The 25,643-nt window shown below is 67.9% G+C and carries 23 protein-coding genes and 1 riboswitch; of the genes, 10 read left to right on the forward strand and 13 right to left on the reverse strand.

What is annotated here, in order from left to right; genetic code table 11:
* Positions 1-281 precede the first annotated feature (281 nt).
* Positions 282-965 carry a 5,6-dimethylbenzimidazole synthase gene (bluB, locus tag ACU0DV_RS08225; RefSeq protein ID WP_446241296.1) on the reverse strand — a complete coding sequence of 228 codons (684 nt, stop codon included), beginning with the start codon at positions 963-965 and terminating at the stop codon, positions 282-284.
* Between the two features lie 43 nt (positions 966-1,008).
* A riboswitch (cobalamin riboswitch) is annotated at positions 1,009-1,199 on the reverse strand.
* A 39-nt stretch (positions 1,200-1,238) separates the two neighbouring features.
* Positions 1,239-1,670, reverse strand: a complete 432-nt coding sequence (gene mscL, locus ACU0DV_RS08230; protein ID WP_100927603.1) for a large conductance mechanosensitive channel protein MscL — start codon at positions 1,668-1,670, stop codon at positions 1,239-1,241.
* Positions 1,671-1,823: 153 nt separating this feature from the next.
* Here mscL and ACU0DV_RS08235 point away from each other — a divergent pair, with 153 nt between their 5' ends.
* Entirely contained in the window at positions 1,824-2,525 is a 702-nt protein-coding gene (locus tag ACU0DV_RS08235; protein WP_446241297.1) for a glutathione S-transferase family protein, read from the forward strand.
* Positions 2,526-2,750: 225 nt separating this feature from the next.
* On the opposite strand, the gene ACU0DV_RS08240 is transcribed toward ACU0DV_RS08235, so the two are convergent.
* The 3 genes from ACU0DV_RS08240 to ACU0DV_RS08250 form a co-directional block, all read right to left on the reverse strand.
* Entirely contained in the window at positions 2,751-3,200 is a 450-nt protein-coding gene (locus tag ACU0DV_RS08240) for a YtoQ family protein (protein WP_100927605.1), read from the reverse strand.
* A gap of 63 nt (positions 3,201-3,263) precedes the next feature.
* Positions 3,264-4,124 carry a hypothetical protein gene (locus tag ACU0DV_RS08245; RefSeq protein WP_446241298.1) on the reverse strand — a complete coding sequence of 287 codons (861 nt, stop codon included), beginning with the start codon at positions 4,122-4,124 and terminating at the stop codon, positions 3,264-3,266.
* A complete protein-coding gene (locus tag ACU0DV_RS08250) occupies positions 4,073-6,577 on the reverse strand; it encodes a GcvT family protein (RefSeq protein WP_446241299.1) in 2,505 nt (834 codons plus the stop codon). Before ACU0DV_RS08250 ends, ACU0DV_RS08245 begins: the two co-directional genes overlap by 52 nt.
* A gap of 573 nt (positions 6,578-7,150) precedes the next feature.
* On the opposite strand from ACU0DV_RS08250, the gene ACU0DV_RS08255 reads away from it, so the two are divergent.
* The 8 genes from ACU0DV_RS08255 to gph all read left to right on the forward strand — a co-directional run bounded on the left by ACU0DV_RS08255 (position 7,151) and on the right by gph (position 15,443).
* Entirely contained in the window at positions 7,151-8,197 is a 1,047-nt protein-coding gene (locus ACU0DV_RS08255; RefSeq protein ID WP_005858869.1) for a rod shape-determining protein, read from the forward strand.
* Between the two features lie 85 nt (positions 8,198-8,282).
* The gene (gene mreC, locus ACU0DV_RS08260; RefSeq protein ID WP_446241300.1) at positions 8,283-9,236 is read left to right on the forward strand and encodes a rod shape-determining protein MreC; all 954 of its coding nucleotides are present in this window, start codon (positions 8,283-8,285) and stop codon (positions 9,234-9,236) included.
* 1 nt (position 9,237) lies between these two features.
* Positions 9,238-9,780: a rod shape-determining protein MreD gene (locus ACU0DV_RS08265; protein ID WP_100927608.1), complete on the forward strand. Its 543-nt coding sequence runs from the start codon at positions 9,238-9,240 to the stop codon at positions 9,778-9,780.
* Complete coding sequence (gene mrdA, locus ACU0DV_RS08270) at positions 9,777-11,693, forward strand: penicillin-binding protein 2 (protein WP_100927609.1); 1,917 nt, start codon at positions 9,777-9,779, stop codon at positions 11,691-11,693. Before ACU0DV_RS08265 ends, mrdA begins: the two co-directional genes overlap by 4 nt.
* 160 nt (positions 11,694-11,853) lie before the next feature.
* On the forward strand, positions 11,854-12,993 hold the full coding sequence (gene rodA / locus ACU0DV_RS08275) for a rod shape-determining protein RodA (protein WP_100927610.1): 1,140 nt from the start codon (positions 11,854-11,856) through the stop codon (positions 12,991-12,993).
* Positions 12,994-13,100: 107 nt separating this feature from the next.
* On the forward strand, positions 13,101-14,033 hold the full coding sequence (locus ACU0DV_RS08280; RefSeq protein ID WP_100927611.1) for a 2-hydroxyacid dehydrogenase: 933 nt from the start codon (positions 13,101-13,103) through the stop codon (positions 14,031-14,033).
* 79 nt (positions 14,034-14,112) lie between these two features.
* The gene (gene rpe / locus ACU0DV_RS08285; RefSeq protein WP_446241301.1) at positions 14,113-14,805 is read left to right on the forward strand and encodes a ribulose-phosphate 3-epimerase; all 693 of its coding nucleotides are present in this window, start codon (positions 14,113-14,115) and stop codon (positions 14,803-14,805) included.
* Positions 14,802-15,443: a phosphoglycolate phosphatase gene (gene gph, locus ACU0DV_RS08290; protein WP_446241302.1), complete on the forward strand. Its 642-nt coding sequence runs from the start codon at positions 14,802-14,804 to the stop codon at positions 15,441-15,443. Before rpe ends, gph begins: the two co-directional genes overlap by 4 nt.
* A 299-nt stretch (positions 15,444-15,742) precedes the next feature.
* Here the strand turns inward: gph and ACU0DV_RS08295 are convergent, their stop codons facing one another.
* From ACU0DV_RS08295 to ACU0DV_RS08315, 5 genes are all read right to left on the reverse strand, one after another.
* Positions 15,743-16,144: a PaaI family thioesterase gene (locus ACU0DV_RS08295; protein ID WP_446241396.1), complete on the reverse strand. Its 402-nt coding sequence runs from the start codon at positions 16,142-16,144 to the stop codon at positions 15,743-15,745.
* Positions 16,137-17,159, reverse strand: a complete 1,023-nt coding sequence (locus ACU0DV_RS08300) for a phosphotransferase family protein (RefSeq protein ID WP_446241303.1) — start codon at positions 17,157-17,159, stop codon at positions 16,137-16,139. The genes ACU0DV_RS08295 and ACU0DV_RS08300 overlap by 8 nt, the downstream gene beginning before the upstream one ends.
* 39 nt (positions 17,160-17,198) lie before the next feature.
* A complete protein-coding gene (locus ACU0DV_RS08305) occupies positions 17,199-18,425 on the reverse strand; it encodes an acyl-CoA dehydrogenase family protein (RefSeq protein ID WP_446241304.1) in 1,227 nt (408 codons plus the stop codon).
* Positions 18,426-18,488: 63 nt separating this feature from the next.
* Positions 18,489-18,932 carry a MaoC family dehydratase gene (locus ACU0DV_RS08310; protein WP_283982519.1) on the reverse strand — a complete coding sequence of 148 codons (444 nt, stop codon included), beginning with the start codon at positions 18,930-18,932 and terminating at the stop codon, positions 18,489-18,491.
* A complete protein-coding gene (locus ACU0DV_RS08315) occupies positions 18,922-20,550 on the reverse strand; it encodes a long-chain fatty acid--CoA ligase (RefSeq protein ID WP_446241305.1) in 1,629 nt (542 codons plus the stop codon). Before ACU0DV_RS08315 ends, ACU0DV_RS08310 begins: the two co-directional genes overlap by 11 nt.
* 111 nt (positions 20,551-20,661) lie before the next feature.
* Here ACU0DV_RS08315 and ACU0DV_RS08320 point away from each other — a divergent pair, with 111 nt between their 5' ends.
* Positions 20,662-21,678 (forward strand): NADP-dependent oxidoreductase, encoded by a 1,017-nt coding sequence (locus tag ACU0DV_RS08320; RefSeq protein ID WP_446241306.1) that lies wholly within the window; start codon positions 20,662-20,664, stop codon positions 21,676-21,678.
* Here the strand turns inward: ACU0DV_RS08320 and ACU0DV_RS08325 are convergent.
* The 3 genes from ACU0DV_RS08325 to ACU0DV_RS08335 all read right to left on the reverse strand — a co-directional run bounded on the left by ACU0DV_RS08325 (position 21,665) and on the right by ACU0DV_RS08335 (position 25,499).
* Positions 21,665-22,957, reverse strand: a complete 1,293-nt coding sequence (locus ACU0DV_RS08325) for a GGDEF domain-containing protein (RefSeq protein WP_446241307.1) — start codon at positions 22,955-22,957, stop codon at positions 21,665-21,667. The genes ACU0DV_RS08320 and ACU0DV_RS08325 overlap by 14 nt on opposite strands.
* A gap of 267 nt (positions 22,958-23,224) precedes the next feature.
* Positions 23,225-24,766 (reverse strand): ATP-dependent DNA helicase, encoded by a 1,542-nt coding sequence (locus ACU0DV_RS08330; RefSeq protein WP_446241308.1) that lies wholly within the window; start codon positions 24,764-24,766, stop codon positions 23,225-23,227.
* A gap of 94 nt (positions 24,767-24,860) precedes the next feature.
* Entirely contained in the window at positions 24,861-25,499 is a 639-nt protein-coding gene (locus ACU0DV_RS08335; protein ID WP_446241309.1) for an acyl-homoserine-lactone synthase, read from the reverse strand.
* Positions 25,500-25,643: the final 144 nt, after the last annotated feature.

Below are 25,643 nucleotides of genomic sequence, written 5' to 3' on the forward strand. Positions count from 1 at the left end.
CGCACCTGGCCGCCGGCCTGAACGTGCACGCCGGCCGGATCACCAATGCGCCGGTGGGCGAGGCGCTGGGCCTGGACGCGATCACGCCCGCGGCGGCGCTGGCGGCCTGAACGGTTTCGCCGTGCTGCGCACGGCGACCCGTCGGGGAGGCTCTGCCTCCCCGAACCCCTCCGGAGTATTTCGGAAGCAAAGAAGCAAAGCCGCAGGCCTTCGAACGGGTGCCCCGCCCGGTGTGCAGGGCCCGCGGTGGCGGGTCTTGGCGGCCATGGCGGCGCAGGACCTTACCAGCCCTCCTCGCGGATATGCGCGTCGAGCGTCCGCGCCCGCGCCCAGCCGCGCGCCTCCAGTTCCGGGCCTTCGAACAGCTCTTTCACGTGGCCCATGCAGAGGTATGCGACCACGCGGACGTGCGCGGGCAGGCCGAGGATCGGGCGCAGGTCGGCCTCGTCGAAGATGCTGACCCAGCCTATGCCGATGCCTTCGGCCCGCGCCGCCAGCCACAGGTTCTGCACGGCGCAGACCGTCGAATAGAGATCTGTCTCCGGCTGGTGGGTGCGCCCCAGCACCACCGGCCCGCCGCGGGTGCGGTCGCAGGTGACGCAGATGTTGAGGGGCGCCTTCTCGATGCCTTCCAGCTTCAGCGCGGCATAGGCCGACCGTTTCTCCGGCGGGAACATCGCCTGCGCGGCCTTGTTGGCGCGGGTGAACGCGGCCCGCACCTGCGCCCGGCGCGCCGGATCGCGCAGCAGGATGAAATCCCAGGGCTGCGACAGCCCCACCGAGGGCGCGGCATGCGCCGCCCCCAGGATGCGCCGCAACACGTCCTCGTCCACCGGGTCGGGCAGGAACTCGTTCCGCACGTCCCGCCTGTGGGCGATCACGTCGTAGAGCGCCCGCCGTTCCTCATCCGAAAACACGCGCGCCGCAACCGGCGCAGGGGATCGGCTTTGCACCGTTCCTGTCATGGGGACACCTCCCGAAGGCCTGCGCGCCCCCGCTCTCCAGGCGGGGCCGCCATGCCGTCAGGCCGGTCTTCTGGCTTCGGATCCTCCGGAAGGGACGCCTTCCCGAACGCCTGCGCGGCGCCCAGTGGCCTTGTGTCCTTTCCGTCCCCGTCACAGCGGCGGGCCCGCGCCGGTTCTTCCCCGGCTTCCCGATTCTCCCCCGCGGGCGGGGGCACCTGACCCGGAGGGGATCGCAGATCCCGCCCCGTCGCGCAAGTGCCCCGGCCTTGGCCGTCAGCGCTTCAGCGCGTCGCGGATCTCCAGCAGCACGTCGAGCTCGGTCGGGCCGGAGGGCGTGGCCTCCGCCGGCTGGCCTTCCTCGCGTTCGCGGATGGCGGCGGCCTTGGCGCGGTTGACCATCTTCACCAGCATGAAAACCACGAAGGCGATGATGAAGAAGTTGATGACCGCCATGATGAACTTGCCGATGGCAAAGACCGGGGCGCCTGCCTCCGTTGCCGCGGTGAGCGAGGCGTATTCGTTGCCGTCGAGCGCGTAGAACCAGCCCGAAAAATCGATGCCGCCGGTGAACAGCGCGATGATCGGGTTGATGATATCGCCCACCAGCGACTGCACGATGGCCGTGAAGGCCGCGCCGATGATGATGCCCACGGCCATGTCCATGACATTGCCCTTGGCGATGAAGTCCTTGAATTCCTTAATCATTGTCCCATTCCGTCAGAGCGCCGGCATGCGTTTTCGCATGTCCTGCGGGGTGTTTTCTCACAAACCGGATTATGTCACGGCGGATCGGCTGGGAAAGCGGGAAATGCCGGGCTAGGGTCGCCCGGACGATCTTCATCAACCGGGACACGCTTCATGACCGCTCTTGCCGACCATCCGATCTCGCGCCGCTGGCCCGCGACGCACCCCGACCGCATCCAGCTTTATTCCTTCCCGACGCCCAACGGCGTGAAGGCCTCGATCATGCTGGAGGAAACCGGCCTGCCCTACGAGGTCCACAAGATCACCCTGGCGGACAAGGACGTGAAGAGCCCGGAGTTCCTCGCGCTCAACCCCAACAACAAGATCCCCGCGATCATCGACCCGAACGGCCCGGACGGCGCGCCGCTGGAGCTGTTCGAATCCGGCGCCATCCTGCTCTACCTCGGCGAAAAGGCCGGGATGCTCCTGGGCGACACCGCGACGGAGCGGCACAAGATCACCCAATGGCTGATGTTCCAGATGGGCGGCGTCGGCCCGATGTTCGGGCAGCTGGGCTTCTTCTGGAAGTTCGCGGGGAAGGACGTGAAGGACCCGCTGCCGCGCACCCGTTACGTGAACGAGGCGCGGCGGCTTCTGGGCGTGGTCGAAGGGGCGCTGGAGGGCCGGGACTGGATCGCCGGACCGTATTCCGTGGCCGACATCGCGCTCTGCCCGTGGCTGAACGCGCTCGAGTTCTACGGCGCGCGCGACGTGGTGGGCTGGGAGGATCACCCCAACTGCGTGGCCTACGTCAGGCGCTTCTACGAACGCCCGGCGGTGCAGCGCGGCATGAATATCCCCGCGCGCGAGGGCTGACGCGCGAGGGACGCGGCGCAAAGCCCCGCGCTACGGGGTGTCGCGCCGCTTGGAGGGTATGCACCGGCCCGCTCGGGCCGATGCGTGGCGCCGGTTTCCGGCCCCATGCAGGGCGGGGCTGTGCGCCGCCCTGCGCCTGGCCAGACAGCGGAGTCGTTGGCCGATGCACCCACGCAGGACCAGCGCGACCTCAAGTAGGGCGGGGCTCCGCGCCGCCCCCCCCCGTCAGCCCGGCAGCGTGCCGGTGATGACGTAGGCGAGAAGCTGCACCACCTGCTCCGGCGTGCGGGCGACGGCCAGCGCCGCGGCGTCGACCTCCTTCAGGGCGTGGTCGTGCTCTTCCGGCTGCAGGATGATCAGCGACTTGCCCAGCGCCGCGGCATAGCCCGCGTCGAAGGCCGCGTTCCACTGCTTGTACTTCTCGCCGAAGCGCACCACGACCACGTCGGCCTCCGCGATGCCCTTGCGGGTGCGGATCGCGTTCAGCTTGGCGCCCTTGTGGTCGTGCCAGAACTTGTCGTCCTCCGCCCCGAGGATCGCCACCCCGCAATCGTCGCTGTTGCCGTGATCCGTCACCGGACCGTCGAAATCGATGCCCAGACCCGCCGCGCCGTCGCGGATGCGGTCGCGCCAGTCGGTGTGGATCTCGCCCGACAGGTAAACCCTGAATGCCATGCTGCGGCCTCCCCTTCGCTTGGATGATCCCAGACACCTAACCGACCCGCCCGGAATGGCAAGTCACCGCCCGTCGAGCGCCCTCAGGCCGATCCACGCCCCCGCGAGGATCAGCAGCGGCAGGACCAGTACCTTGAACAGGAACACCGCCAGCAGCGCGATCAGGCTCTGCACCAGCGCGTCCGAACGGTCGTAGAGCGCGCCCGCCATGGAGGAATAGCGCTCGAACTCCATCCGCGCGCCCTGCAGCGCACCCATGACGCCGCTCCCCTCCGAGGGCACGGCAACGGCAGGATCGACCTGCGCGGTGATCTCTTCGACGATGGCGCTGTGACGGGCCCAGACCTCCTCCGTCATGCGGTCCGCCAGCAGCGCCGACAGGAGGAACGCCCCCGGCAGGGCCAGCGCGAGGAAGGTGCCGTAGAGCCCCATCCGCCGCGCCACGTGCCCGCCCCGGCCGCGCCCCGCCGTGACCAGCGCCAAGAGCGCCGCGCCCGCCAGCACCGCCCAGCCCAGGCCCGACGCGGGCGCCAGCGCCACCGACAGCGCGCCCGTCGCCACCATGACGAAGAACACCACCTGCGCGATGCGCTCCACCGTGTCGTCCACCGGCTCGAGCCATTTCAGCGGCTGCGCGCTGCCCTGCACGACAAAGCTGCCGCCAACCTCCAGTTCCTGCGCCGTCGACAGGAAGGCGTTCAGCGTCCGGAGCGTCAGGTAGGTGCCCGCGCTGGCCATGGCGATGTCGCGGGCATAGCCCTCGGCGGCGCGGGTCGCCGGGTTCCTCGCGGAAAAGGCCGCCGCCAGAAGGGCGACGGCCAGCACGAGGATCAGCGCCGGGCGGAGGAGCCGCCCGGCACGGGTGTCAGGGGTCAGACGTCCTTGCGGATCGTCTCGTTCTTCGGATCGTAGGGGCTGTCGCACGTGATCTCCGCATCCCAAAGCTGGTCGAACATCCTGACCTTAAGCTTCGTGCCCTCCACAGCCAACTCCGGCTTCACGTAGCCCATGCCGATGGACTTGCCGAAGGCCACGGAATACCCGCCCGAGGTCAGACGGCCCACGCGCACGCCCTCCGGCGTGTACAGGGCCTCGCGGCCCCAGGGATCGGCGTCCGCCGGGCCGTCGACCAGCAGCGTCACGCACTTGGAGCGGATGCCCTTCGCCTCCATCTCGGCCTTGCCGTAGAACTCCTTCGACAGGTCGATGAAGCGCGGCAGGTCGGCCTCCGCGGGGGTGGCGTCGCGGCCCAGTTCGTTGCCGAAGGCGCGGTAGGATTTCTCCTGCCGCAGCCAGTTCTGGGCGCGGGCGCCGACCGGCTTCAGCCCGTGTGCCTCGCCCGCCTTCATCAGCAGGTCCCACAGGTAGTTCTGCATCTCGATCGGGTGATGCAGTTCCCAGCCGAGTTCGCCGGTGTAGGCCACGCGGATCGCGTTGACCGGGCACATGCCCAGTTCGATCTGCCGCGCCGAGAGCCACGGGAAACGCTTGTTCGACAGCGCGGTCTCCGGCTCCGCGTCGCGGATGATCTGGCCCAGCACGTCGCGGGTCTTCGGTCCGGCGATGGCAAAGACGCCCCACTGCGTGGTCACGTCCTGCACGATCACAAGCTTGCCGGTCTCCGCCATGAAGTCCTCGGCCGCCTTCACCAGGTAGTCGTGGTCATAGGCCTGCCATGCGCCCGCCGAGACGAGGTAGTAATTGTTCTCGCCGTTGCGGACGATGGTGTACTCCGTCCGCGTGGTGCCCTTCGAGGTCAGCGCGTAGGTCAGGTTGATCCGGCCCACCTTCGGCAGCTTGTTGCAGGTGAAGCGGTCGAGGAACTCGGTCGCGCCCGCGCCGGTCACGGTGTGCTTGGCAAAGGCGGTGGCGTCGATCAGGCCCACGCCCTCGCGGATCGCCTTCGCCTCCTCGACGGCATACTGCCACCAGCCGCCGCGGCGGAAGCTGCGCGCATCGTGGTCGAAGTTGTCGTCCGCATCGAGCGGGCCGTAGTAGTTCGGACGCTCGAAGCCGTTCACGCAGCCGAACTGCGCGCCCAGCGCCTTCTGGCGGTCATAGGCCGGGCCGGTGCGCAGCGGACGCGCCGCCGGGCGTTCCTCGTCCGGGTGATGGAGGATGTAGACGTGCTCGTAGGCTTCCTCGTTCTTCTTCACCGACCATTCGGTGGTCTGCCATGACCCGAACCGCTTGGGGTCGAGCGAGGCCATGTCGATCTCCGCCTCGCCCTCGACCATCATCTGGGCCAGATAGTAGCCCGCGCCGCCGGCGGCGGTGATCCCGAAGGAGAAGCCCTCGGCCAGCCACATGTTGCGCAGGCCCGGCGCCGGGCCGATCAGCGGGTTGCCGTCCGGCGTGTAGCAGATCGGGCCGTTGAAGTCGTCCTTCAGGCCGACCGTCTCGGACGACGGGATGCGGTGGATCATCGACATGTACTCTTCCTCGATCCGCTCAAGATCCAGCGGGAAGAGGTCGGCGCGGAACGAATCCGGCACGCCGTATTCGAAGCGCGCGGGGGCGTTCCGCTCGTAGGGGCCAAGGATCCAGCCGCCGCGCTCTTCGCGGACGTACCATTTGGCGTCGGCGTCACGGATCACGGGATGCTGCTCGTTGGTCTTGCGCCATTCCACCAGCGCCGGGTCGGGCTCCGTCACGATGAACTGGTGCTCGACCGGGATCGCCGGGGTCCTGATGCCCAGGAGTTTCGCGGTGCGCTGCGCGTGGTTGCCCGTCGCGGTGACGACATGCTCGGCGGTGATGACCTGCTGTTCCTCGGAGGGGACGAGGTTGCCGCCCTTCTCGACCATCTTGGTGACGGTAACCTTCCATTCGGAGCCGGTCCACTCGTAGCCGTCCACCTGCCACTTCCGCTCGATCAGGACACCGCGCTGGCGGGCGCCCTTGGCCATCGCCATCGTCACGTCCGCCGGGTTGATGTAGCCGTCCGTCGGGTGGTAGATCGCGCCCTTCAGATCCTCGGTGCGGATCAGCGGCCAGCGCTCGGAAATCTGCGCGGGCGTCATCCACTCGAACGGCACGCCGCAGGTCTCGGCGGTGGTGGCATAGACCATGTATTCGTCCATGCGCGCATCGGTCTGCGCCATGCGCAGGTTGCCCACCACGAAGAAGCCCGCGTCGAGGCCGGTCTCTTCCTCGAGCGTCTTGTAGAACTTGATCGAGTAGTCGTGGATGTGGGTCGTCGCATACGACATGTTGAAGTACGGCAGCAGGCCCGCCGCGTGCCATGTGGAACCGGAGGTCAGCTCGTCGCGCTCCAGCAGCATGACATCGTCCCAGCCCGCCTTCGCGAGGTGGTAGGCGATGGAGGTGCCGACGGCACCACCGCCGACGACTAGGGCTTTGACATTGGTCTTCATCGGGGGCGCACTCCACTGTCCGGGGCAAGGATTCTTTCCCGCCTTTTTATCGGATCATGCAACCGGCGCGCGGCCCACCCGACATGTCGACGCGCAAAACCGACAGCGGAGGCAGAGAGCGACAGACCGCCCCTCCCCCGCAACTCCCCGGGGACTCGGACAAAGAGCCACCCGCGCCCGCGGGCACCCACAAAGGAAAGCCCGCTGCGCCCCCGCCGCCTTCCGCCGCATCACCGAACCGTCATCGTCCCGGCAACGGTCCGCCGCCGCGCGCCGCGCCATGACGGGCCCGGACGGCACTGCCGCATTGCGCGCCGTCACAAATCACGCCCTTGAAATACAAGCGGAATGAGACGGTGGCAGCGAACCTCGGTCAACGCCGTCGTCCCCCCGGGCTTATCCACCGCCGCGCCCCTCATGCGGCGATTCCCCGCTGATTCAAGCCGGAGGCCCCCTTTCGCCCCTGCTGCACCACGCCTATAAGGACGACGTTCGCGTCACCTTTCGGAGTCGCGGACCCTTCGAGCAATGACACGCAGAGATGCAAAGCCTTAGGGCAGCGAGGCAGTAGGAATGTTTGGCATGGATCGGCTCCTTGGCATGTTTTCTTCGGACATGGCCATCGACCTCGGAACCGCGAATACGCTGGTTTACGTTAAGGGGAAGGGTGTCGTCCTATCGGAACCCTCCGTCGTCGCCTATCATATCAAGGACGGCGTAAAGAAGGTTCTGGCCGTGGGCGAGGACGCCAAGCTGATGCTTGGCCGTACCCCGGGCAGCATCGAGGCGATCCGCCCCATGCGGGAAGGCGTGATTGCCGACTTCGACACCGCCGAAGCGATGATCAAGGAGTTCATCCGCAAGGTCCATCGCCGCTCGACCTTCTCCAAGCCCAAGATCATCGTCTGCGTGCCGCACGGCGCGACGCCGGTCGAAAAACGCGCCATCCGCCAGTCGGTCCTGTCGGCCGGTGCGCGCAAGGCGGGCCTCATCGCCGAACCCATCGCGGCGGCCATCGGTGCGGGCATGCCCATCACCGACCCCACCGGCAACATGGTCGTCGACATAGGCGGCGGCACCACCGAGGTGGCCGTGCTCTCGCTCGGTGACATCGTCTATGCCCGTTCCGTCCGCGTCGGCGGCGACCGCATGGACGAGGCGATCATCAACTACCTGCGCCGCCAGCAGAACCTGCTGGTCGGTGAATCGACCGCCGAGCGGATCAAGACCTCCATCGGCACGGCGCGGATGCCCGACGACGGGCGCGGCTCCTCCATGCAGATCCGCGGCCGCGACCTCCTGAACGGCGTGCCCAAGGAAACCGAGATCTCCCAGGCCCAGGTGGCCGAGGCGCTGTCGGAACCCGTGCAGGCGATCTGCGAGGCGGTGATGACCGCCCTCGAAGCGACCCCGCCGGACCTTGCCGCCGACATCGTCGACCGTGGCGTGATGCTGACCGGGGGCGGAGCGCTCCTTGGCGACCTCGACCTCGCGCTGCGCGAACAGACCGGCCTTGCCGTCTCCATCGCCGACGAATCCCTGAACTGCGTGGCCCTCGGCACCGGCAAGGCGCTGGAGTACGAAAAGCAGCTCCGCCACGCCATCGACTACGACAGCTGATCCATGGGTGGCGCGGTTTTTCCCCGGAAAAATCGCGCGCCGCTCATGCCTTGCGACAGGCCCCCGGCCTTCGGTACCCTGAGACATGGCCAGTGACCGCTCATCCTCGGACGATTTCACGGCACCGCTCAAACGGCTGCTGCTGATCATCCTCGTCCTTCTGCTGTCCGGCATCTTCCTTGTCTGGCGGATCGACAGCCCGCGCGTCGAACGCTTCCGCGCGCAGGTCATCGACCGCGTGGTGCCCAACATGGACTGGGCCATGGCCCCCGTCACCGGCACCATCCGGCTGATGCGCGATTTCCAGAGCTACCAGCGCCTCTCCGACCAGAACGAGGAGCTGCGCCGCGAACTGCGCCAGATGACCGCCTGGAAAGAGGCCGCGCTCCAGCTCGAACAGGAAAACGCCCGCCTGCGCGATCTGAACAACGTCCGTCTCGACCCGCGCCTGACCTACATCACCGCCGTGGTGCTGGCCGACAGCGGCTCGCCCTTCCGGCAGTCGGTGCTGATCAACGTCGGGAGCCGCGACGGCATCGTCGACGGCTGGGCGACCATGGACGGCATCGGTGTCGTCGGGCGCATCTCGGGCGTCGGGCGCAATACTTCGCGCGTGATCCTGCTGACCGACGCCACCAGCCGCATCCCGGCAGAGATCCAGCCCTCCGGCCAGCGCGCGCTGATCACCGGCGACAACACCGCGGCCCCGCCCATCGACTTCCTCGAGAACCCCGACCTCGTGCGCCCCGGCGACCGGATCGTGACCTCCGGCGACGGCGAGGTCTTCCCCCCCGGCCTGCTCATCGGACAGGTGGCGCAGGACCCGGGCGGACGCCTGCGCGTGCGGCTCTCGGCGGATTACGAACGGCTCGAATTCCTGCGCGTGCTGCGCGACCACGGCGCGCGCCGGGTCGCCAACCCCTCCGGCCTGATCCTGCCCGAGGACCTGCCCGACGCCGGCCCCGCGCCCTCCGCGGACGGCGCGCCCACGGACGAGGACGGCACGGAAACCGGCGAAGACACCCGGCGGGACGGCTGACATGGCCGAGAAGCACAGCCCCGCCCGCCTCTGGACGATGCGCGCGCTCTACCCGGCGCTGGCCCTGCTCCTGATCTTCGTGCACCTCCTGCCGCTGCAGATGCTGCCGCAGCGAATCGCCGGGCCGGACTTCCTGACCGCCCTGACCTTCGCCTGGTGCCTGCGCCGCCCGGACTACGTTCCCGCCCTCTCGATCGCCGGGGTGATGCTCTTGGCCGATCTGGTGTTCCAGCGTCCGCCCGGGCTCTGGGCGCTCCTGATGCTGCTCGCCTCGGAATTCCTCAAGAACCGCGCCCGGCAACTGCGCGAGAACACCTTCGCCACCGAATGGGCCGCCGCCGCCGCCACGCTGCTGGCGATCACCGTCCTTTACAGGCTCACTCTCGCGATCTTGATCATCTCGCCGGGTATGCTTTCGCTCGCCCTGATGCAATATGGTATGACCGTGCTCGCCTACCCGCTGGTGGCCGCGGTGTCCTACCTCGCCTTCGGCGTCCGCCGCACCGCCCCCGGCGAATTCGACCACACGGGACGCACCCTATGAGACGAAGCCCGAAAGAGACCGCAGAATCCGCCCGCCGCATCACGCGCCGCGGGCTTGTCCTCGGTGGCCTGCAACTTGGATTCGTCACCACGCTCGGCCTGCGGATGCACCACATGCAGGTCGACCAGGCCGACGAATTCCGCCTGCTGGCCGAAGAGAACCGCATCAACATCCGGCTGATCCCGCCGTCGCGCGGGCGCATCTTCGACCGCAACGGCGTGGTCATCGCCGACAACGAACCGACCTACCGCATCACCCTCACGCGTGAGGACGCGGGCGACGTGGCCACCGTGATCGCCCACCTGGGCCAGCTTGTCGAACTGGACGAGAACGACCTCAACCGCGCCCTGGCCGAGATGGAGCGCACGCCGCCCTTCATCCCCGTCACCATCGCCGAACGGGTCAGCTGGGAGGACATCTCGCGCGTGGCGGTCAACGCCCCCGCCCTGCCCGGCGTCACCACCGAGGTCGGCCTGTCCCGCGTCTACCCGCAGAAGGAACTGTTTGCCCATGTGGCGGGCTACGTCGGCCCGGTCTCCGAACGCGACCTCGCCCGCTACGAGGACCCGCCGCCGTTGCTGCGCATCCCGCGCTTCCAGGTCGGCAAGGTCGGCGTCGAGGTCCGGCACGAGGAGGACCTGCGCGGCACCGCCGGCGCCAAGCGGGTGGAGGTCAACGCCGTCGGCCGCGTCATGCGCGAACTCGACCGGCGCGAGGGCGAAAGCGGCGCCGACATCCAGCTCACCGTGGACACCGATCTCCAGGACTACACCCAGGCGCGCCTCGGCGAGGAAAGCGCCTCCGTCGTCGTGCTCGACCTCGAAAAGGGCGACGTGCTGACCATCGCCTCGGCGCCGTCCTACAACCCGAACCTCTTCGTGCGCGGCATCTCCCACACGGATTTCAACGCGCTCAACACCAACGACCACCGGCCGCTGGCCTCGAAGACGGTGCAGGACGCCTATCCGCCCGGCTCGACCTTCAAGATGGTCACGGCGCTCGCCGCGCTGGACGCGGGCCTGCTGGCGCCCGACGACACGGTCTACTGCCCCGGCCATTACGAGGTCGGCTCCCGCTCCTTCCGCTGCTGGAAGCGCAGCGGCCACGGCTACATGAACCTCGAACAGTCGCTCCGCGAAAGCTGCGACGTGTTCTACTACGACCTCGCGCTGAAGGTGGGGATCGAACGCATCGCCGACATGGCCCGCCGCATGGGCCTCGGCGTGGCGCACGACATCCCCATGTCCGCCGTCACCTCCGGCCTCGTGCCCGACAAGGCGTGGAAGGTCCGCGAACGCGGGGCGGAATGGGTGATCGGCGATTCGGTGAACGCCGCCATCGGACAGGGCTTCGTGCTGACCTCGCCGCTGCAACTGGCGGTGATGACCGCGCGCGTGGCCACCGGCCGGTCGATCTCGCCCCGGCTGGTGCGCAGCATCGACGGGGTGGAGACGCCCTCGCGCGGGGGGACGGACCTCGGGCTGAACCCGAACCACCTCCTGCAGGTGCAGCGCGGCATGTTCGCCGTGTCCAACAACCGGCGCGGCACCGGCTACGGATCGCGCATCATCGCCGAAGGCATGCGGATGGCGGGCAAGTCCGGCACCGCGCAGGTGGTCTCGCGCATCACCACCGAAGCCGACCCGTGGGAAGACCGCGACCACGCGCTGTTCGTAAGCTTCGCGCCCTTCGATAACCCGAAGATCGCCGTGGCGGTGGTTGTGGAACACGGCGTCGGCGGATCGCGCACCGCCGCGCCCATCGCCCGCGACGTGACGCTTCAGGCGCTCTACGGAGAGGACCCGCCGCTCGACGCCTACCCGGCAAAGGACCGCGGCCGCATCAAGACCCAGCAGGAAAAGCTCTCCAGCCAGCGCCGCGCCCGCAAGAGCGAGGAGCCGAGCCGCGCATGACCCCGATGCCCGCGTTTCCGCAGACCGCGCCGGGCGTGGAGGCCGTTCGCCGCGCTACCGCGCGCCCCAGCGCGCCGGATCGTGCATGCCGCCCCGAACCCAGCGCCACGCCGCGTAGGGCGGGGCTTCGCGCCGCCTGCGCCGGACAGGGGGTCGCCGCGTGACCTATCTCGAGTATAACGTAAAGACCGTCCCCAGCGGCTGGCGCAAGATCCTGCACCTGAACTGGCCGCTCATCATCCTGCTGACCACCGTCGCCGGTGTCGGCTTCCTGATGCTCTACTCGGTCGCCGGTGGCTCGTGGAGTCCATGGGCCGAACCGCAGGCCAAGCGCTACATCCTCGGCCTCACGGCGATGTTCGTCGTGGCCATGGTGCCGATCTGGTTCTGGCGCAACATGGCGCTCGTGGTCTACGCGCTGGCCTTCTTCCTGCTCCTGCTGGTGGAATTCTTCGGCGCCATCGGCATGGGCGCGCAGCGCTGGATCGACCTGGGCTTCATGCGCCTCCAGCCGTCCGAGCTGATGAAGGTCGCCATGGTCGTCCTGCTGGCCGCCTATTACGACTGGCTGCCGCTGTCCAAGACCTCGCGCCCGCTCTGGGTGCTGATCCCGATCTTCATCATCCTCGCGCCCACCGCGCTGGTGCTGACCCAGCCCGACCTCGGGACGGCACTTCTGCTGATGATCGCGGGCGGGCTGATGATGTTCCTCGCGGGCGTGCACTGGCTCTACTTCGCCACCGTGCTGACCGCGGGCGTCGGCACCGTCTGGGCGGTGTTCAAGAGCCGCGGCACCGACTGGCAGCTGCTCAAGGACTACCAGTTCCGGCGGATCGACACCTTCCTCGACCCCTCGTCGGACCCGCTGGGCGCGGGCTACCACATCACCCAGGCCAAGATCGCCATGGGCTCCGGCGGCTGGACCGGGCGCGGCTTCATGCAGGGCACCCAGAGCCGCCTGAACTTCCTCCCCGAGAAGCACACCGACTTCATCTTCAACACGCTGGCCGAGGAATTCGGCTTCGTCGGCGGCATCTCCCTGCTCATCCTCTACGCGCTGATCCTGTTCTTCTGCGTGGTCGCCGCCCTGCAGAACCGCGACCGCTTCTCCTCGCTGATGATCCTCGGGATCGGCATGACCTTCTTCCTGTTCTTCGCCGTGAACATGTCGATGGTCATGGGCCTCGCGCCCGTCGTGGGCGTGCCCCTGCCGCTCGTCTCCTACGGCGGCTCGGCGATGCTGGTGCTGATGATCGCCTTCGGCCTTGTGCAAAGCGCGCACGTCCACCGCCCGCGCTGAGACCCCGCCGAGACCGGCGCCGGGGGCCCGCTTAGGGTTGCCCCCGGCCCCGCTTCCTGCTTCACCTTGAACGAACCGGGCCCTGTCCCGCCTCCGAAAGGTCATCCATGCCGAACATCCTCTTCGCCGCCCGCTCCGAGAAGTGGGACGACTACGAACGCCCCCTGCGCGACGCCCTCGCCGCCGAAGGCCTCGACCACACGCTGGGCACCGACCTGCCGCCGGAAACCGTCGACTACATCGTTTACGCGCCCAACGCCTCGGTGCAGGACTTCACCCCCTTCACCCGGCTGAAGGCCGTGCTGAACCTCTGGGCCGGGGTCGAGCAGGTGGTGGGCAACCCCACCCTGAAGGTGCCGCTGGCGCGCATGGTCGACGACGAGGGCCTGACCCAGGGCATGGTCGAATGGGTCACCGGCCACGTGCTGCGCCACCACCTCGGGATGGACGCGCATATCGTGAACCCCGACCGCATCTGGGACACCACCCCGCCACCGCTCTCGAAGGACCGGCCCGTCACCATCCTCGGCTTCGGCGCCCTCGGGCAGGCCTGCGCCGCGCAGCTCGCCGCCCTTGGCTTCCCCGTCACCGGCTGGAGCCGCACGCCCAAGGACCTCGACGGCGTGCTGACCAGCCACGGCGAGGACGGGCTCGACGCGGCGCTCTCCAGCGCGCAGATCCTCGTCCTGCTGCTGCCCGACACGCCCGCCACCACCGACCTCCTGAACGCGGAACGGCTGGCCCGCCTGCCGCAGGGCGCGGTCATCCTCAACCCCGGGCGCGGGCCGCTGATCGACGACGACGCGCTTCTCGCCGCACTGGACGAGGGACGGATCGCCCACGCCACCCTCGACGTCTTCCGGACCGAACCGCTGCCACAGGACCATCCCTTCTGGGCGCACCCGCGCGTCACCGTGACGCCGCACATCGCCTCCACCACCCGGCCCGACAGCGCCGCCCGCGTCATCGCGCGCAACATCGCCCGGTCGGAATCCGGTGCGCCGCTCCTGCACGAGGTCGACCGCAGCGCCGGCTATTGACCCGGCCCCGCCCCCCGTCCAAAACCCTCCGGCAAACCCTCCGGAACCGCCCACCTCCGCCCCCGCACAGGAGCCGCCCATGTCCTTCGACCGCAGCGTGAAGATCGCCCCCTCCATCCTTTCCGCCGACTTCGCCGACTTCGGGCGCGAGATCCGGGCGGTCGAGGCGCAGGGCGCCGACTGGATCCACGTCGACGTGATGGACGGCCACTTCGTGCCCAACCTCACCTTCGGCCCCCCGGCGGTAAAGGCCTTCCGCAAGCACGTGAAGACGGTGATGGACGTGCACCTGATGATCGCGCCGGTCGATCCCTACATCGACGCCTACGCCGATGCGGGCACCGACATCCTGACCGCCCACGTCGAGGCAGGCCCCCACACCCACCGCACGCTGCAGGCGATCCGCGCCGCGGGCATGAAGGCCGGTGTGGCGCTGAACCCGGGCACCCCGGCACAGGCGGTGGAACACCTGCTCGACCTCACCGACCTCGTCTGCGTGATGACCGTGAACCCGGGCTTCGGCGGGCAGAAGTTCATCGACATGACCGACAAGATCCGCGCCCTGCGCGCGATGATCGGCGACCGCCCGATCCATATCGAGATCGACGGCGGCGTGACGCCGGACACCGCGCCGCTGGTGGTCGAGGCAGGCGCCGACGTGCTGGTCGCCGGGTCCGCGGTGTTCAGGGGCGGCTCGGTCGAGAACCCCGCCCCCTACGGCGAGAACATCCGCGCCATCCGCGCCTCCGTCGCCGGGACGGCCGCGGCGTGAAGACCATCGCCTTCGACCTCGACGGCACGCTGATGGACAGCGTGCCCCACATCCACGCCGCCGTGGCCGAGGCGCTCTCCGAGCTGGGCCTGCCGACGATCACCGTGGAAGAGACGCCCGGCTTCGTCGGGCGCGGCCTGCCGGTGCTGGTGGAGCGGGTGCTGGCCCATGTCGGCGCCGCGCCGGATCACCACAAGGCGCTCTACGACCGGACGATGCACCACTACGTGACCACCCCCAGCGATCCCGCCTGCCTCTATCCGGGCGTGCCGGAGGCGCTGGAGGCGCTCAGGTCGGCGGGCCACCGGCTGACGCTCTGCACCAACAAGCCCTATGCCGCGACCGAGACCGCGATCCGCGACACCGGCCTCGCGCCGTTCTTCGAGATCGTCATCGGCGGCGACAGCCTGCCCACGCGCAAGCCCGATCCGGCCATGCTGGTGGCGGCGCTCGGCGGCGCGGCGCAGGCGCTCTACGTGGGCGACAGCGAAACCGACTGCGAAACGGCGCAGGCGGCGGGCGTGCCCTTCGTGCTGTTCACCGAAGGCTACCGCAACGCCCCGCCGGAGGCGCTGCCGCATGTGGCGCTCTTCTCCGACTGGAGCCGGGCTCCGGATCTTTTCGCGACGCTCTGGTAAGGCGGGCGGCGGCGTAGGGTGGGCGTTCCGGCCCGCCGGGCCGGGTTGGCCACCCCTGCCCCGATGTCCCCGGTTAACGGGAAAATCCGCACCGCAACAGCGGCACCGGCCTGCCCGGGCCAAAAGGTTACCAACCGGCCGTTTCGCCCCCCTCAACCGGCCGGTTCACCCCATAATTTTCCGTAAACGCGTCCGATCCGCCGTTAACCCGGCTGCCGCGGCAGCGCATGGCCCACAAGATCTGCCCGGCGCGCGCCCCGTTCACCACAACGCGCGCACCGTCAGGAACCGGTCCCGGATCACGCTCCCCGGCGATACCGGAAGACGCCGGTGCCTTTGGCGACGACCTCTCCGGTCTCGTCCTTCAGCACCCCTTCGGCAAAGAACGTGCTCTTCCCGCCCCCCGTCCGGAAGCCCTCTCCGATCAGCATTTTGCCTTTCGGGCGCGAGATGAATTGCACGTTCAGGTTGAGCGTCAGGCACATCTGGCGACGGTTCCTGTCGCCTGTCCAGCACCCGGCATAGCCCATGATCGTATCCAGCAACGAGGCATAGACCCCGCCATGCGGATTGCCGTGCCGGTTCATCAGCTTGTCCGCCAGGGGCAGTTCGAACCGGGCATAGTCCTGCCGCCAGTCCGCCATCTCCATCCCCAGGAGTGCGGAAAAGGCGTAAGGGCCTTCGCGAATGTCGTCATCCATAGGCATGCCGTGCGTCCCATCCAAGTCTTGCGAATTCGGGAACGTAAGCACCCAGTTTCAAACCCTTTTCCGGGTTCGCCGCGTTGCCGTCAAGCGCCCGTTTCTTCACCCCCTGAAGGATCGCCGCCATGCGGAAGGCACAGAAGGCCACGTAGAACCCGAAGTCGCCCGGCACCGCGATGCCCCGTGCGGCGCAGTAGCCGGCGATGAAACCCTCGTCCGACGGCAGCCCCGCCGCCGCCCGGTCGATGCCTCTCAGGCCCCGCCCTTCGGCTCCCGGCGGCAGTTGCCATTGCAGGATCACCCCGGCCAGATCGGCAAAGGGGTGGCCCAGCGTCGACAGTTCCCAGTCGAGCACGGCCACGCACTCCGCCCGGTCCTGCGCAAACAGCAGGTTGTCGATCCGGTAGTCGCCATGCACCAGCGTCCGCTGGCCGTCGTCCTCCGGCAGGGCGTCCTGCAACCACTCTCCCAGCCGGTCCATGTCCGGCTGCGCCTCCGTCGCCGAAGCCTCGTACTGCTTGGCCCAGCGGCCCAGTTGCCGCGCGAAGTAGTTGCCCTGCGGGCCAAAATCCCCCAGCCCTACCGCCTCCGGCTCCACCGCGTGGATGGCCGCCAGCACGCGGCCCATCTCCGCCACGACCGCCCCGCGCATCGCGGGTGTCTCACCGGGCATGGAGGGGTCGACGATGTTGCGCCCGGCCACGTGGTCCATGACGTAGAACGCAACGCCCAGCACGGCGTCGTCCTCGCAGAGCGCATACATCCTCGGGACCGGCACGGCGGTGTCGCGCAGCGCCCGCTGCACCCGGTATTCCCGGTCGACCGCATGGGCCGATTTCAGCAGCTGCCCCGGCGGTTTGCGCCGCAGCACGTAGGACCCCGAGGGCGAGGTCAGCCGGTAGGTCGGGTTGGACTGCCCCACCGCGAACTTCTCGGCGCGAAGCGGCGGTTCGAACCCTGGCAAATGCTCCGCCATCCACCGCGCCACGCGGGCGAGTTCCTCTTCGGTCATCCGGCCAACCCGCACAGGCGCGACACAACCCTGGCGCGATCAATCATTGCGGTACTTCTTCAGTTCGGCCCGCGCCACCTGCCGGCGGTGCACCGCATCCGGCCCGTCGGCAAAGCGCAGCGTCCGCACATGCGTCCACATATGCGCCAGGTCGAAATCCTGGCTGATTCCCGCCGCGCCGTGCATCTGCATCGCCTCGTCGATCACCTTGCCCGCCATCAGCGGCGCCACCACCTTGATCTGCGAGATCCACGGCTGCGCCGCCCGCACCCCCGCCGTGTCCATCATCCACGCCGCCTTCAGGCACAGGAGGCGCGCCATCTCGATCTCCATCCGGGCATTGGCGACGATGTCGAAATTGGCGCCCAGTTCCGCGACCTTCTTGCCGAAGGCCTCCCGCGCCAGACCGCGGCGGCACATCATCTCAAGCGCCTTCTCCGCCTGCCCGATCGCCCGCATGCAATGGTGGATGCGGCCGGGGCCAAGCCGCCCCTGCGCCACCTCGAATCCGCGCGCCTCGCCCAGCACGATGTTCCTTGCCGGGACGCGCACATCTGTGAAACGCAGGTGCATATGGCCATGCGGCGCGTCATCCGCGCCAAACACCTGCATCGGCCGCAGGACCTCGATCCCGGGCGTGTCCGGGTCCATCACGAACATCGTGTGGCGCTGGTGTTTGGCCGCCTCCGGGTCGGTGCAGGCCATGAGGATATACAGCCCGCAGCGCGGGTCGCCCGCACCGCTGATCCACCACTTCTCGCCGTTCAGCACGTAATCGTCGCCGTCCCTGCGCGCAGAGAACGCCAGTTGCGCCGCGTCTGACGAGGCCACGTCCGGCTCCGTCATCACGTAGGCAGAGCGGATCTCTCCCTCCAGCAGCGGCGCCAGCCAGCGGTCCTTCATCCAGTCCTCGCCGTAGCGTTCGAGGACCTCCATGTTGCCGGTGTCGGGGGCGTTGCAGTTGAAGACCTCCGCCGCGATGCCGACCTTGCCCATCTCCTCGGCAAGGTAGGCGTATTCGACCGTCGTCAGCCCGTAACCACGGTCCGAACCCGTCAGCCAGAAGTTCCACAACCCGCGCTCGCGCGCCTTGGCCTTCAGCCCGTTCAGGATCTCAAGCTGGCGGTCGGTGTGGTGGAACCGGCCCTGGGGGTGCTTGCCGACTTCGGCGTGGAACTCCCGGTCGAGCGGCGCGATCTCGTCCTCGATCATCCGGCGCACCTGTTCGACAAGCGGTTTCACCCGCTCCGTCATGCCAAGATCCATGTCTCTCTCCCTGTCTTTCTCCGGCGGCGCGGCGGGGCCCTGCGACGGGCTGCGCGCGCACCGTTAACCTTCGGCCAAGTAAAACCGCGTTATCCAGTTGGCCACAAGCGCAGGACGCGCCTCGCCTTCCTTCTCGACCTCGACGTCCCAATGCACGTCCAGCCAGCCTTCGCCCTCGTCGACCCCGGCCACGGAGAATCGCCCCCTCACCCGCCGCCCGACACGCACCGGCGAGACGAACCTGATCCGGTCGAAGCCGTAGTTCACGCTGGAAGAGAACCCGGTCAGTTCTTTCGTCACCTGGTAGGACATGGCGGACAGCATCGACAGCGTCAGGAAACCATGGGCGATGGTCCCCCCGAACGGCGTCCTCGAGGCGAACTCCGCGTCAAGGTGAATGTCCTGCCAGTCCTCGGTCGCATCGGCAAAGGCTTTCACACGCCGGGCGTCCAGCGTGAACCACTCGCTTTCACGCGGCGCCATGATCCTCAGGTCGTCAGCCAGCATCCGGCATCTCGTATCCTTCGAAGCGTTTGCGGAGCGTCAGTTTCGACACCTTCCCGGTGGCGGTCAGCGGCAGGTCCTCGACGAATTCCATCGCGTCCGGCAACTGCCATTTCGCCACGTGCTCCAGCATCATGGCGTGGATGTCCTCAAGCCGCGGCCCGTCGTCCTTGGGCACAACGACCAGCAGCGGGCGCTCCTCCCACTTCGGGTGCTTCACGGCGATCACCGCGCAGTTGGCGACCTTGGGATGGGCCATGGCGATGTTCTCGAGGTCGATCGAGGAAATCCATTCGCCGCCCGACTTGATGAGGTCCTTGGAACGGTCCTGGATGTGCAGGAAGCCAGCGCCGTCGATGCTCGCCACGTCGCCGGTGCCGAACCAACCCTCGTGATCGAAGGCCTGCGACGTTGCCTCGGGGTTCTCGAAGTACCCGGAAATGATCGAGTTTCCGCGCACGTACAGCTCGCCCACGGCCTTGCCGTCATGCGGCAGCCGGTTGCCGTCCTCGTCGTTCAGCTTCAATTCCACGCCGAACACCCGCCGGCCCTGCTTCGACTTCAGCGTCATGCGCGTCTCGTGCGGCAGGTCCTGCATCGGCTCGGACAACTGGCCGTGCGTGCCGACCGGGCTCATCTCCGTCATGCCCCACGCGTGGCAGACATCCACGCCGCGCTTCTCGAAGAACTCGATCATCGCGCGCGGTGCGGCAGAGCCGCCGATCACCAGTTGTTCCAGCTTCGAGGGCACCGTGCCGCGTTTCTCCACCTCGGCGCGCAGACCCAGCCAGACCGTCGGCACGCCCCAGGAGGCGGTGACGCCTTCGCTTTCCATCAGTTCGAACAGCGACGGGCCGTCCAGTCTGGGCCCCGGCATGATCAGCGAGGCGCCCACCAGCGGCGCTGCATAGGGCAGCCCCCATGAATTGACGTGGAACATCGGCACGACCGGCAGGATGCGCCCGCCTTCACGCAGCGACTTCGGCACGGTGATCGCGATGAACATGGCGTGCAGCACCGTCGAGCGATGGGAATAGAGCGCGCCCTTCGGATTGCCCGTGGTCCCGGAGGTGTAACACAGGCCCGCGGCGGCGTTTTCGTCCATCAGCGGCCAGTCGAAGGTGGTCTGCTGCTCGTCCAGCAGGTCCTCGTAGCACAGGAACCCCATGTCGGAGTCGGGCATGTGCGACCGGTCCGCCATGACCACCAGCACCAGCCCGTCCGGCAGGTGATCGGCCAGCGCCTCCACCAGCGGCACGAAGGTCAGGTCGAGGCACAGCACCCGGTCGCCCGCATGCTTGATGATGTAGAGCATCTGTTCGGCCGACAGGCGCGGGTTGATCGTGTGGCACACGGCGCCCATGCCCGAGACGGCATAATAAAGCTCGAAATGCCGGTAGCCGTTCCAGGCAAGCGTCGCGACCCGGTCCCCCTCGCCGACGCCCAGATCCTTCAGCCCGTGCGCCAGCTGCGCCACGCGGGCATAGGTGTCGCGGTAGCTCTGGCGGTGCAGGTCGCCCTCGGTGCGGACCGAAACGATTTCTCCCCCCGGATGCGCCCCGGCCGCATAGTCGAGAATCTCGATGATCCTCAACGGCATCTGCATCATCATGCCCTGCATCTGGCCCTCCCTTGCCGTCCGCGTCCTTCCTCCTAGACTGCGCAACATGACCGCCCGGGTGCAACAGCTTTCCACAGGCGCCCGGAAGACAAACAGGAAGAGGAACCAGACATGCCTTCACAGATGACCCGTATCGCGATGGCCCGGCATCCGGAGGGCGACCCGGTGGCCGAGGATTTCTCTGTCGAAAAGCAAGCCATGCCGGAACCGTCGCAGGGCGAGATCCTCGTCGAGGTCACGCTGCTGTCGCTCGACCCCTACATGCGCGGGCGCATGGCCCCGGTGAAAAGCTACGCCCCCTCGCTGAGCGTGGGCGACACCATGACCGGACAGGGCGTGGGCCGCGTGCTCGTGTCGAAGGCGGACGGTTTTGCCCAGGGCGACCTCGTGACCGGCATGACCGGCTGGGCCAGCCACGCCGTGCTGAAGGGCACCGAGGCGCGAAAGCTGGACAGCGACCTGCCGCCCTCGACGGCGCTTGGCGTACTGGGGATGCCGGGCTTCACCGCCTGGACCGGGCTGGCGAAATACGGTCGCCCCAAAGCGGGCGAGACACTGGTGGTGGCTGCCGCAACCGGGCCGGTGGGGGCCATGGTGGGGCAGCTTGCGAAGTCGCAGGGCCTCAGGACAGTGGCCATCGCCGGCGGTGCCGAGAAGTGCCGGATCGCGACGGAGACCTTCGGCTTCGACGCCGCCATCGACCACCGCGCACATGACGCCTCCTCGCTGCGCAAGGCGCTGGCCGAGGCCGCCCCGGACGGCGTCGACATTTACTGGGAGAACGTCGGCGGCAAGGTTCTGGAGGCCGTGATCCCGCTGATGAACGTGCATGGCCGCATCCCGGTCTGCGGCACGATTGCCTGGTACAGCGGCGCGGAAGAGACCACCGACCAGCTCCCGCTGGTCTGGCGGAGCGTCCTGACCAAGCGGCTCTCGGTGAACGGCCTGATCATCTTCGACCACTGGGACGGTTTCCCGGACTTCCTGCGCGAGGTCACGCCGAAAGTCGCCGCGGGCGAGATCAACTGGCTGGAGGACGTGGCAGAGGGGCTGGAGAACGCACCGGCGGCCTTCATGGCGATGCTGAAGGGCGGCAACACCGGCAAGCAGATCGTCAGGCTGTCCTGAGCTGACCCAGGGCCGGATCGGACGGGCGTGGATCGTGCCCTTTCGGTCCGGCCTGCGGCTCAAGCCCGTCGCAGAGCACCACGCGGTTCCGGCCCTGCTCCTTCGCGCGGTACATCGCGCGGTCGGCCACGGCCACCGCCTCGGTCAGCGACCGTCCGACCCCCTTGTCGACGATGGTGCAGCCCAGCGAGGCTGTGACCACCGGCAGGCCCTCCGTGCTGCGGGTGGCCTCGGCGATCCGCACGCGCAGGACCTCGGCCCGGGCGCGCAGGGCCATCGGATTATTCAGCGGGAACATGACGGCAAATTCCTCGCCGCCCCAGCGCGTGACCATGTCGGTCATGCGCATTTCCTCCTGCATGGCGCGCGCCGCCGTCTGCAGTACCGCGTCGCCCACCGCGTGTCCGTATGTGTCGTTCACGTTCTTGAAGTGGTCGAGGTCGACCATGATGACGGCCACATGCGACCGCCAGATGCGGTCCTCGAACCACGCCCTTGCGGCGCGTCTGGTGGCGGCGCCGGTCAGGGAGTCCGTCTCCACATCCCGGACAAGGGCCCGTTCAAGCCTGCGCGCGTTGTCCAGAAGCGCGACGAAACGGATGCCGAAATGCAGGATGCCCAGCAGGATCAGGCCCATCTGCGCGGTGTAAAGCGTCGGGAAACTGCTGTCGTGGGACAGGTTCAACAGGGGCATCAGCCGTGTGACGAGGGGCAAGGACACCGCCAGCAGCGTCCAGATCACCAGTTGCTGGCGGACCAGGTGGCCCGCCGGGTTGTCGACCAGCATCAGCCGGATCGACTTGTGCCGCGCAAAGCGGGTCGCATTGACGACGGCCAGCGCCAGGAGGCAGATGGCCGTGGGCACCGCCATGCTTCCGAAGAATTCCCGGTCGCCGTGAATGAACCCGATCGTCGCCACGGCCGGAGCGAACAGCGCCAGCAAGGTGCAGACCATTCCTATGGTCGGCTGCGCGCGGCGCAGAAGTTGCCCCGCGCTCAGAAGCAGCAGGCTGGCGGCAGTGTTCCAGCCGACCCCGTTCCCCGCGCCTGCACCGGTCGGCCCCGGCAGCACCAGCCCGGTCAGGCAGACCAGCACGACCCCCGCCCAGAGCAGACTTTCGGCGCGGCTGGTGTGCCGCAGAGGTCGCTGCAGAGAGGTCGCGACGATGGCCAGCGCCATGGCGGCGTAGAGCAGCATGTTGGTGTGGGGCGCCGTTCCCGCGGGGTACAACCCGTCAAGCAAATGAAACATCCGGTCGAGCAGCGCGAGCGTCAGCATGGACGACGCCAGAACAAGACCCGCGATACGGACGGTCAGGACGATGCGTATCGGTACCGAGTACCAACGCTTTCGCCTTCCAGCCGTTCTTGTCCTGCTCGTCGCGTGAAACGACATTTTCCAGAGAATCTCCCGAGGGCGCCACTGAACAACTGTTCATTCACAGTGGTTAACAACTCGTTACCAACTCGTGTTGACGCTAGGGAAACTTTTCATGGCAGGCAGGATTGACCGGAAATACTGCGAAAACCGTCCCGCGCAATCGGCTCAGGCGCCGGTGGACGGGTCCTGCGCTTCGAGGGTCAGGGGTGCCGGCGTGCCGCCGAGGTCGTCGATCCTCAGGCCTTCGGAGGGCTTCGCCAGCCTGTTGCGCACGACCCAGAACAGCCGCGACTGCGCACGCGTGATCGCCACGTAGGCCAGCCGTTTCCACAAAGGCTGCCCCGCCTCCACCCGCCCCATCCGGGCCGCCGCGTAAAGATCGGGCGCAAAGACCTGCACGTTCTCCCACTGGCTGCCTTGGGCCTTGTGGATCGTCACGGCGGCGCCGTGCAGGAAGGTGGCCCCCATGCTCGCGGCGTAGGGAATGAAGGGTTCTTCCTCGTCCGGCTTCTCGATCTTGACGATCGACGCGGCCGAGACCTGCGGTTCCAGCGCGCCAACCACGTGCAGCTTCGAGAACCCCGGCTTCCGGCCGGGGCCGAGGTAGATCACCTGCGCACCCTTGATGAGGCCGCGCGCCTCCAGGTCGAGCCGCTTCTTGCGGTGTTTCAGGGGCAGCTCGATCCCGTCGCAGACCAGCGGCTCTCCGGGCAGAAGGGCGGTTTCCGGGGCACCGTGCACGTGACGGAAGGCGTTGATCAGGCGGATGCGGGTGGCGTTGCGCCAGACCAGCACCGGGGAGCGGGCCATCAGGTCGACCTCGACACGCTGGGCATAGACCACCCGGTCGTCGCGCCGCGCCGCGTCTTCGACCAGCCGTTCGAAATCCTCGAAGCCGATGGCCGGGTCAGCCAGCGCATGGGCCAGGTCGAGGATCGGGTTGTCGGCCTCCTGCCGGTGAATGCGGTGCAGCTCCAGCTTCTGGCTGTCCTTCAGCCCGTCGAAGACCATCTTGCCGGACTGCCCCACCGGCGCCAGCTGCGCCGGATCGCCGAACAGAACGAGGTTGGGAAAGATTTCCTGCAGGTCCTCGAACTGCTTTTCATCGAGCATCGACGCCTCGTCGACGAACCCGATGTCGAGCGGCTCTTCCCGGCGCTTCCAGCCGGTGATGAAGTCCGAACCGCGCAGCCCCGCCGCCGCCAAGGCCGCCGGGATCGACTTGTGCACCTCGTAGGACGCCTGCGCGCGGGCCAGTGCCTCTTCCGGCAGTTCCTCGATTTCCGGGGGATCGCCGTTGCCCATCAGCCATTCCGCGACCTTCTCGTATTCCGGGTCGTAGACCGGGGTGTAGATGATGCGGTGGATCGTCGTGGCGGGCACGCCCCGCATCCTGAGAACGGAGGCCGCCTTGTTCGTCGGCGCCAGCACGGCCAGCGTGCGCGCCTCTCGCGAGCGGCGGCTTTCGTAATCGCCGGAGACGGTCTCGACCCCTACGGCATCCAGCGCCTTGACCAGTTCCGACAAAAGCAGCGTCTTGCCGGAACCCGCCTTGCCCATCAGGGCCATGACACGGGCGTCGCTTTCCTTGGCGGGCAGGCACAGGCCATTGTCGAGGTCCACGCCCGCCGCGCGCAACAGATCGCTGACGCGGTCGTGCGCCTCTGCCTGATCGGGGGAGTATACGATTGGGCTGGCGTCGTTCATGGCGCGCACCCTACTTGCGGTGCCCGCCAGCCGCCAGATGTGAAAACGCGCGCGCCCTGTCAGGACACGCGCGGCACCGCCAAAGATGACGATATCAGGCGGCGACCAGCCCCGCCTCGTCGATGATCTCTCCAAAGGACAGCTCGAACCAGCGCTTCGACAGCTCCGGGGAAATGTCTGCGCTGCGGGAAACCTTGGCCTGCGCCTCCGGCGTGAACTCCCACAGTCCTACGGCGATCATCGACCGCCCCTCGCCTTCCTGGCCAAGGATGTCCGGCGAGGATCCGATGCGCTTGTAGATGCGCACCATGCGCGCGTCGAACACGCCCACGTAGTGCATGACCCCGAATTCCTGCATCACCTCGCCTCCCGCCAGCATGAGGGCCGCCGCGACGCCCGCCCCGGCGCGCCGCGACAGGCAGAAGCGGGTGCATTCCCAGATCAGCGGGCTTTCGATGCGGACGCCGTCGGTCAGATGGACGAAGTGATCGTTGACCATGGTCCGGCCCACGGTCGGCAGCAGCCGCATGGATCCGCCGTGCGAACCGTCCCTGTTCTCCCAGATCACGTAGAGCGGGTTTTCGTCGTCGTAGGCATCACGCTCGAAACCACGGTCGTCCACGGTGACGTCCCAGCCGAGGCGCGTCTTGAACTGGTCGGCGCGGTCGAGGAACATGGTGTGGGCGAGCTTGGGGAACTTGTGCAGGTCGTTGCCGTAGATGTAGCGGATCATGGGTCCATCCTTCGCAGTAAGGCGTTGATGGACCGAGCCTGCCGCCGGCGTGGTTAACGGATTTCGGCGCGGGCGCGCGCGGAATTAACCAATGATTCAATCACCGGGATGACATCTTTGTGCGTGTGCACGGGCTTGCGCGTG

The organism is Sagittula sp. (genome assembly GCF_052825245.1).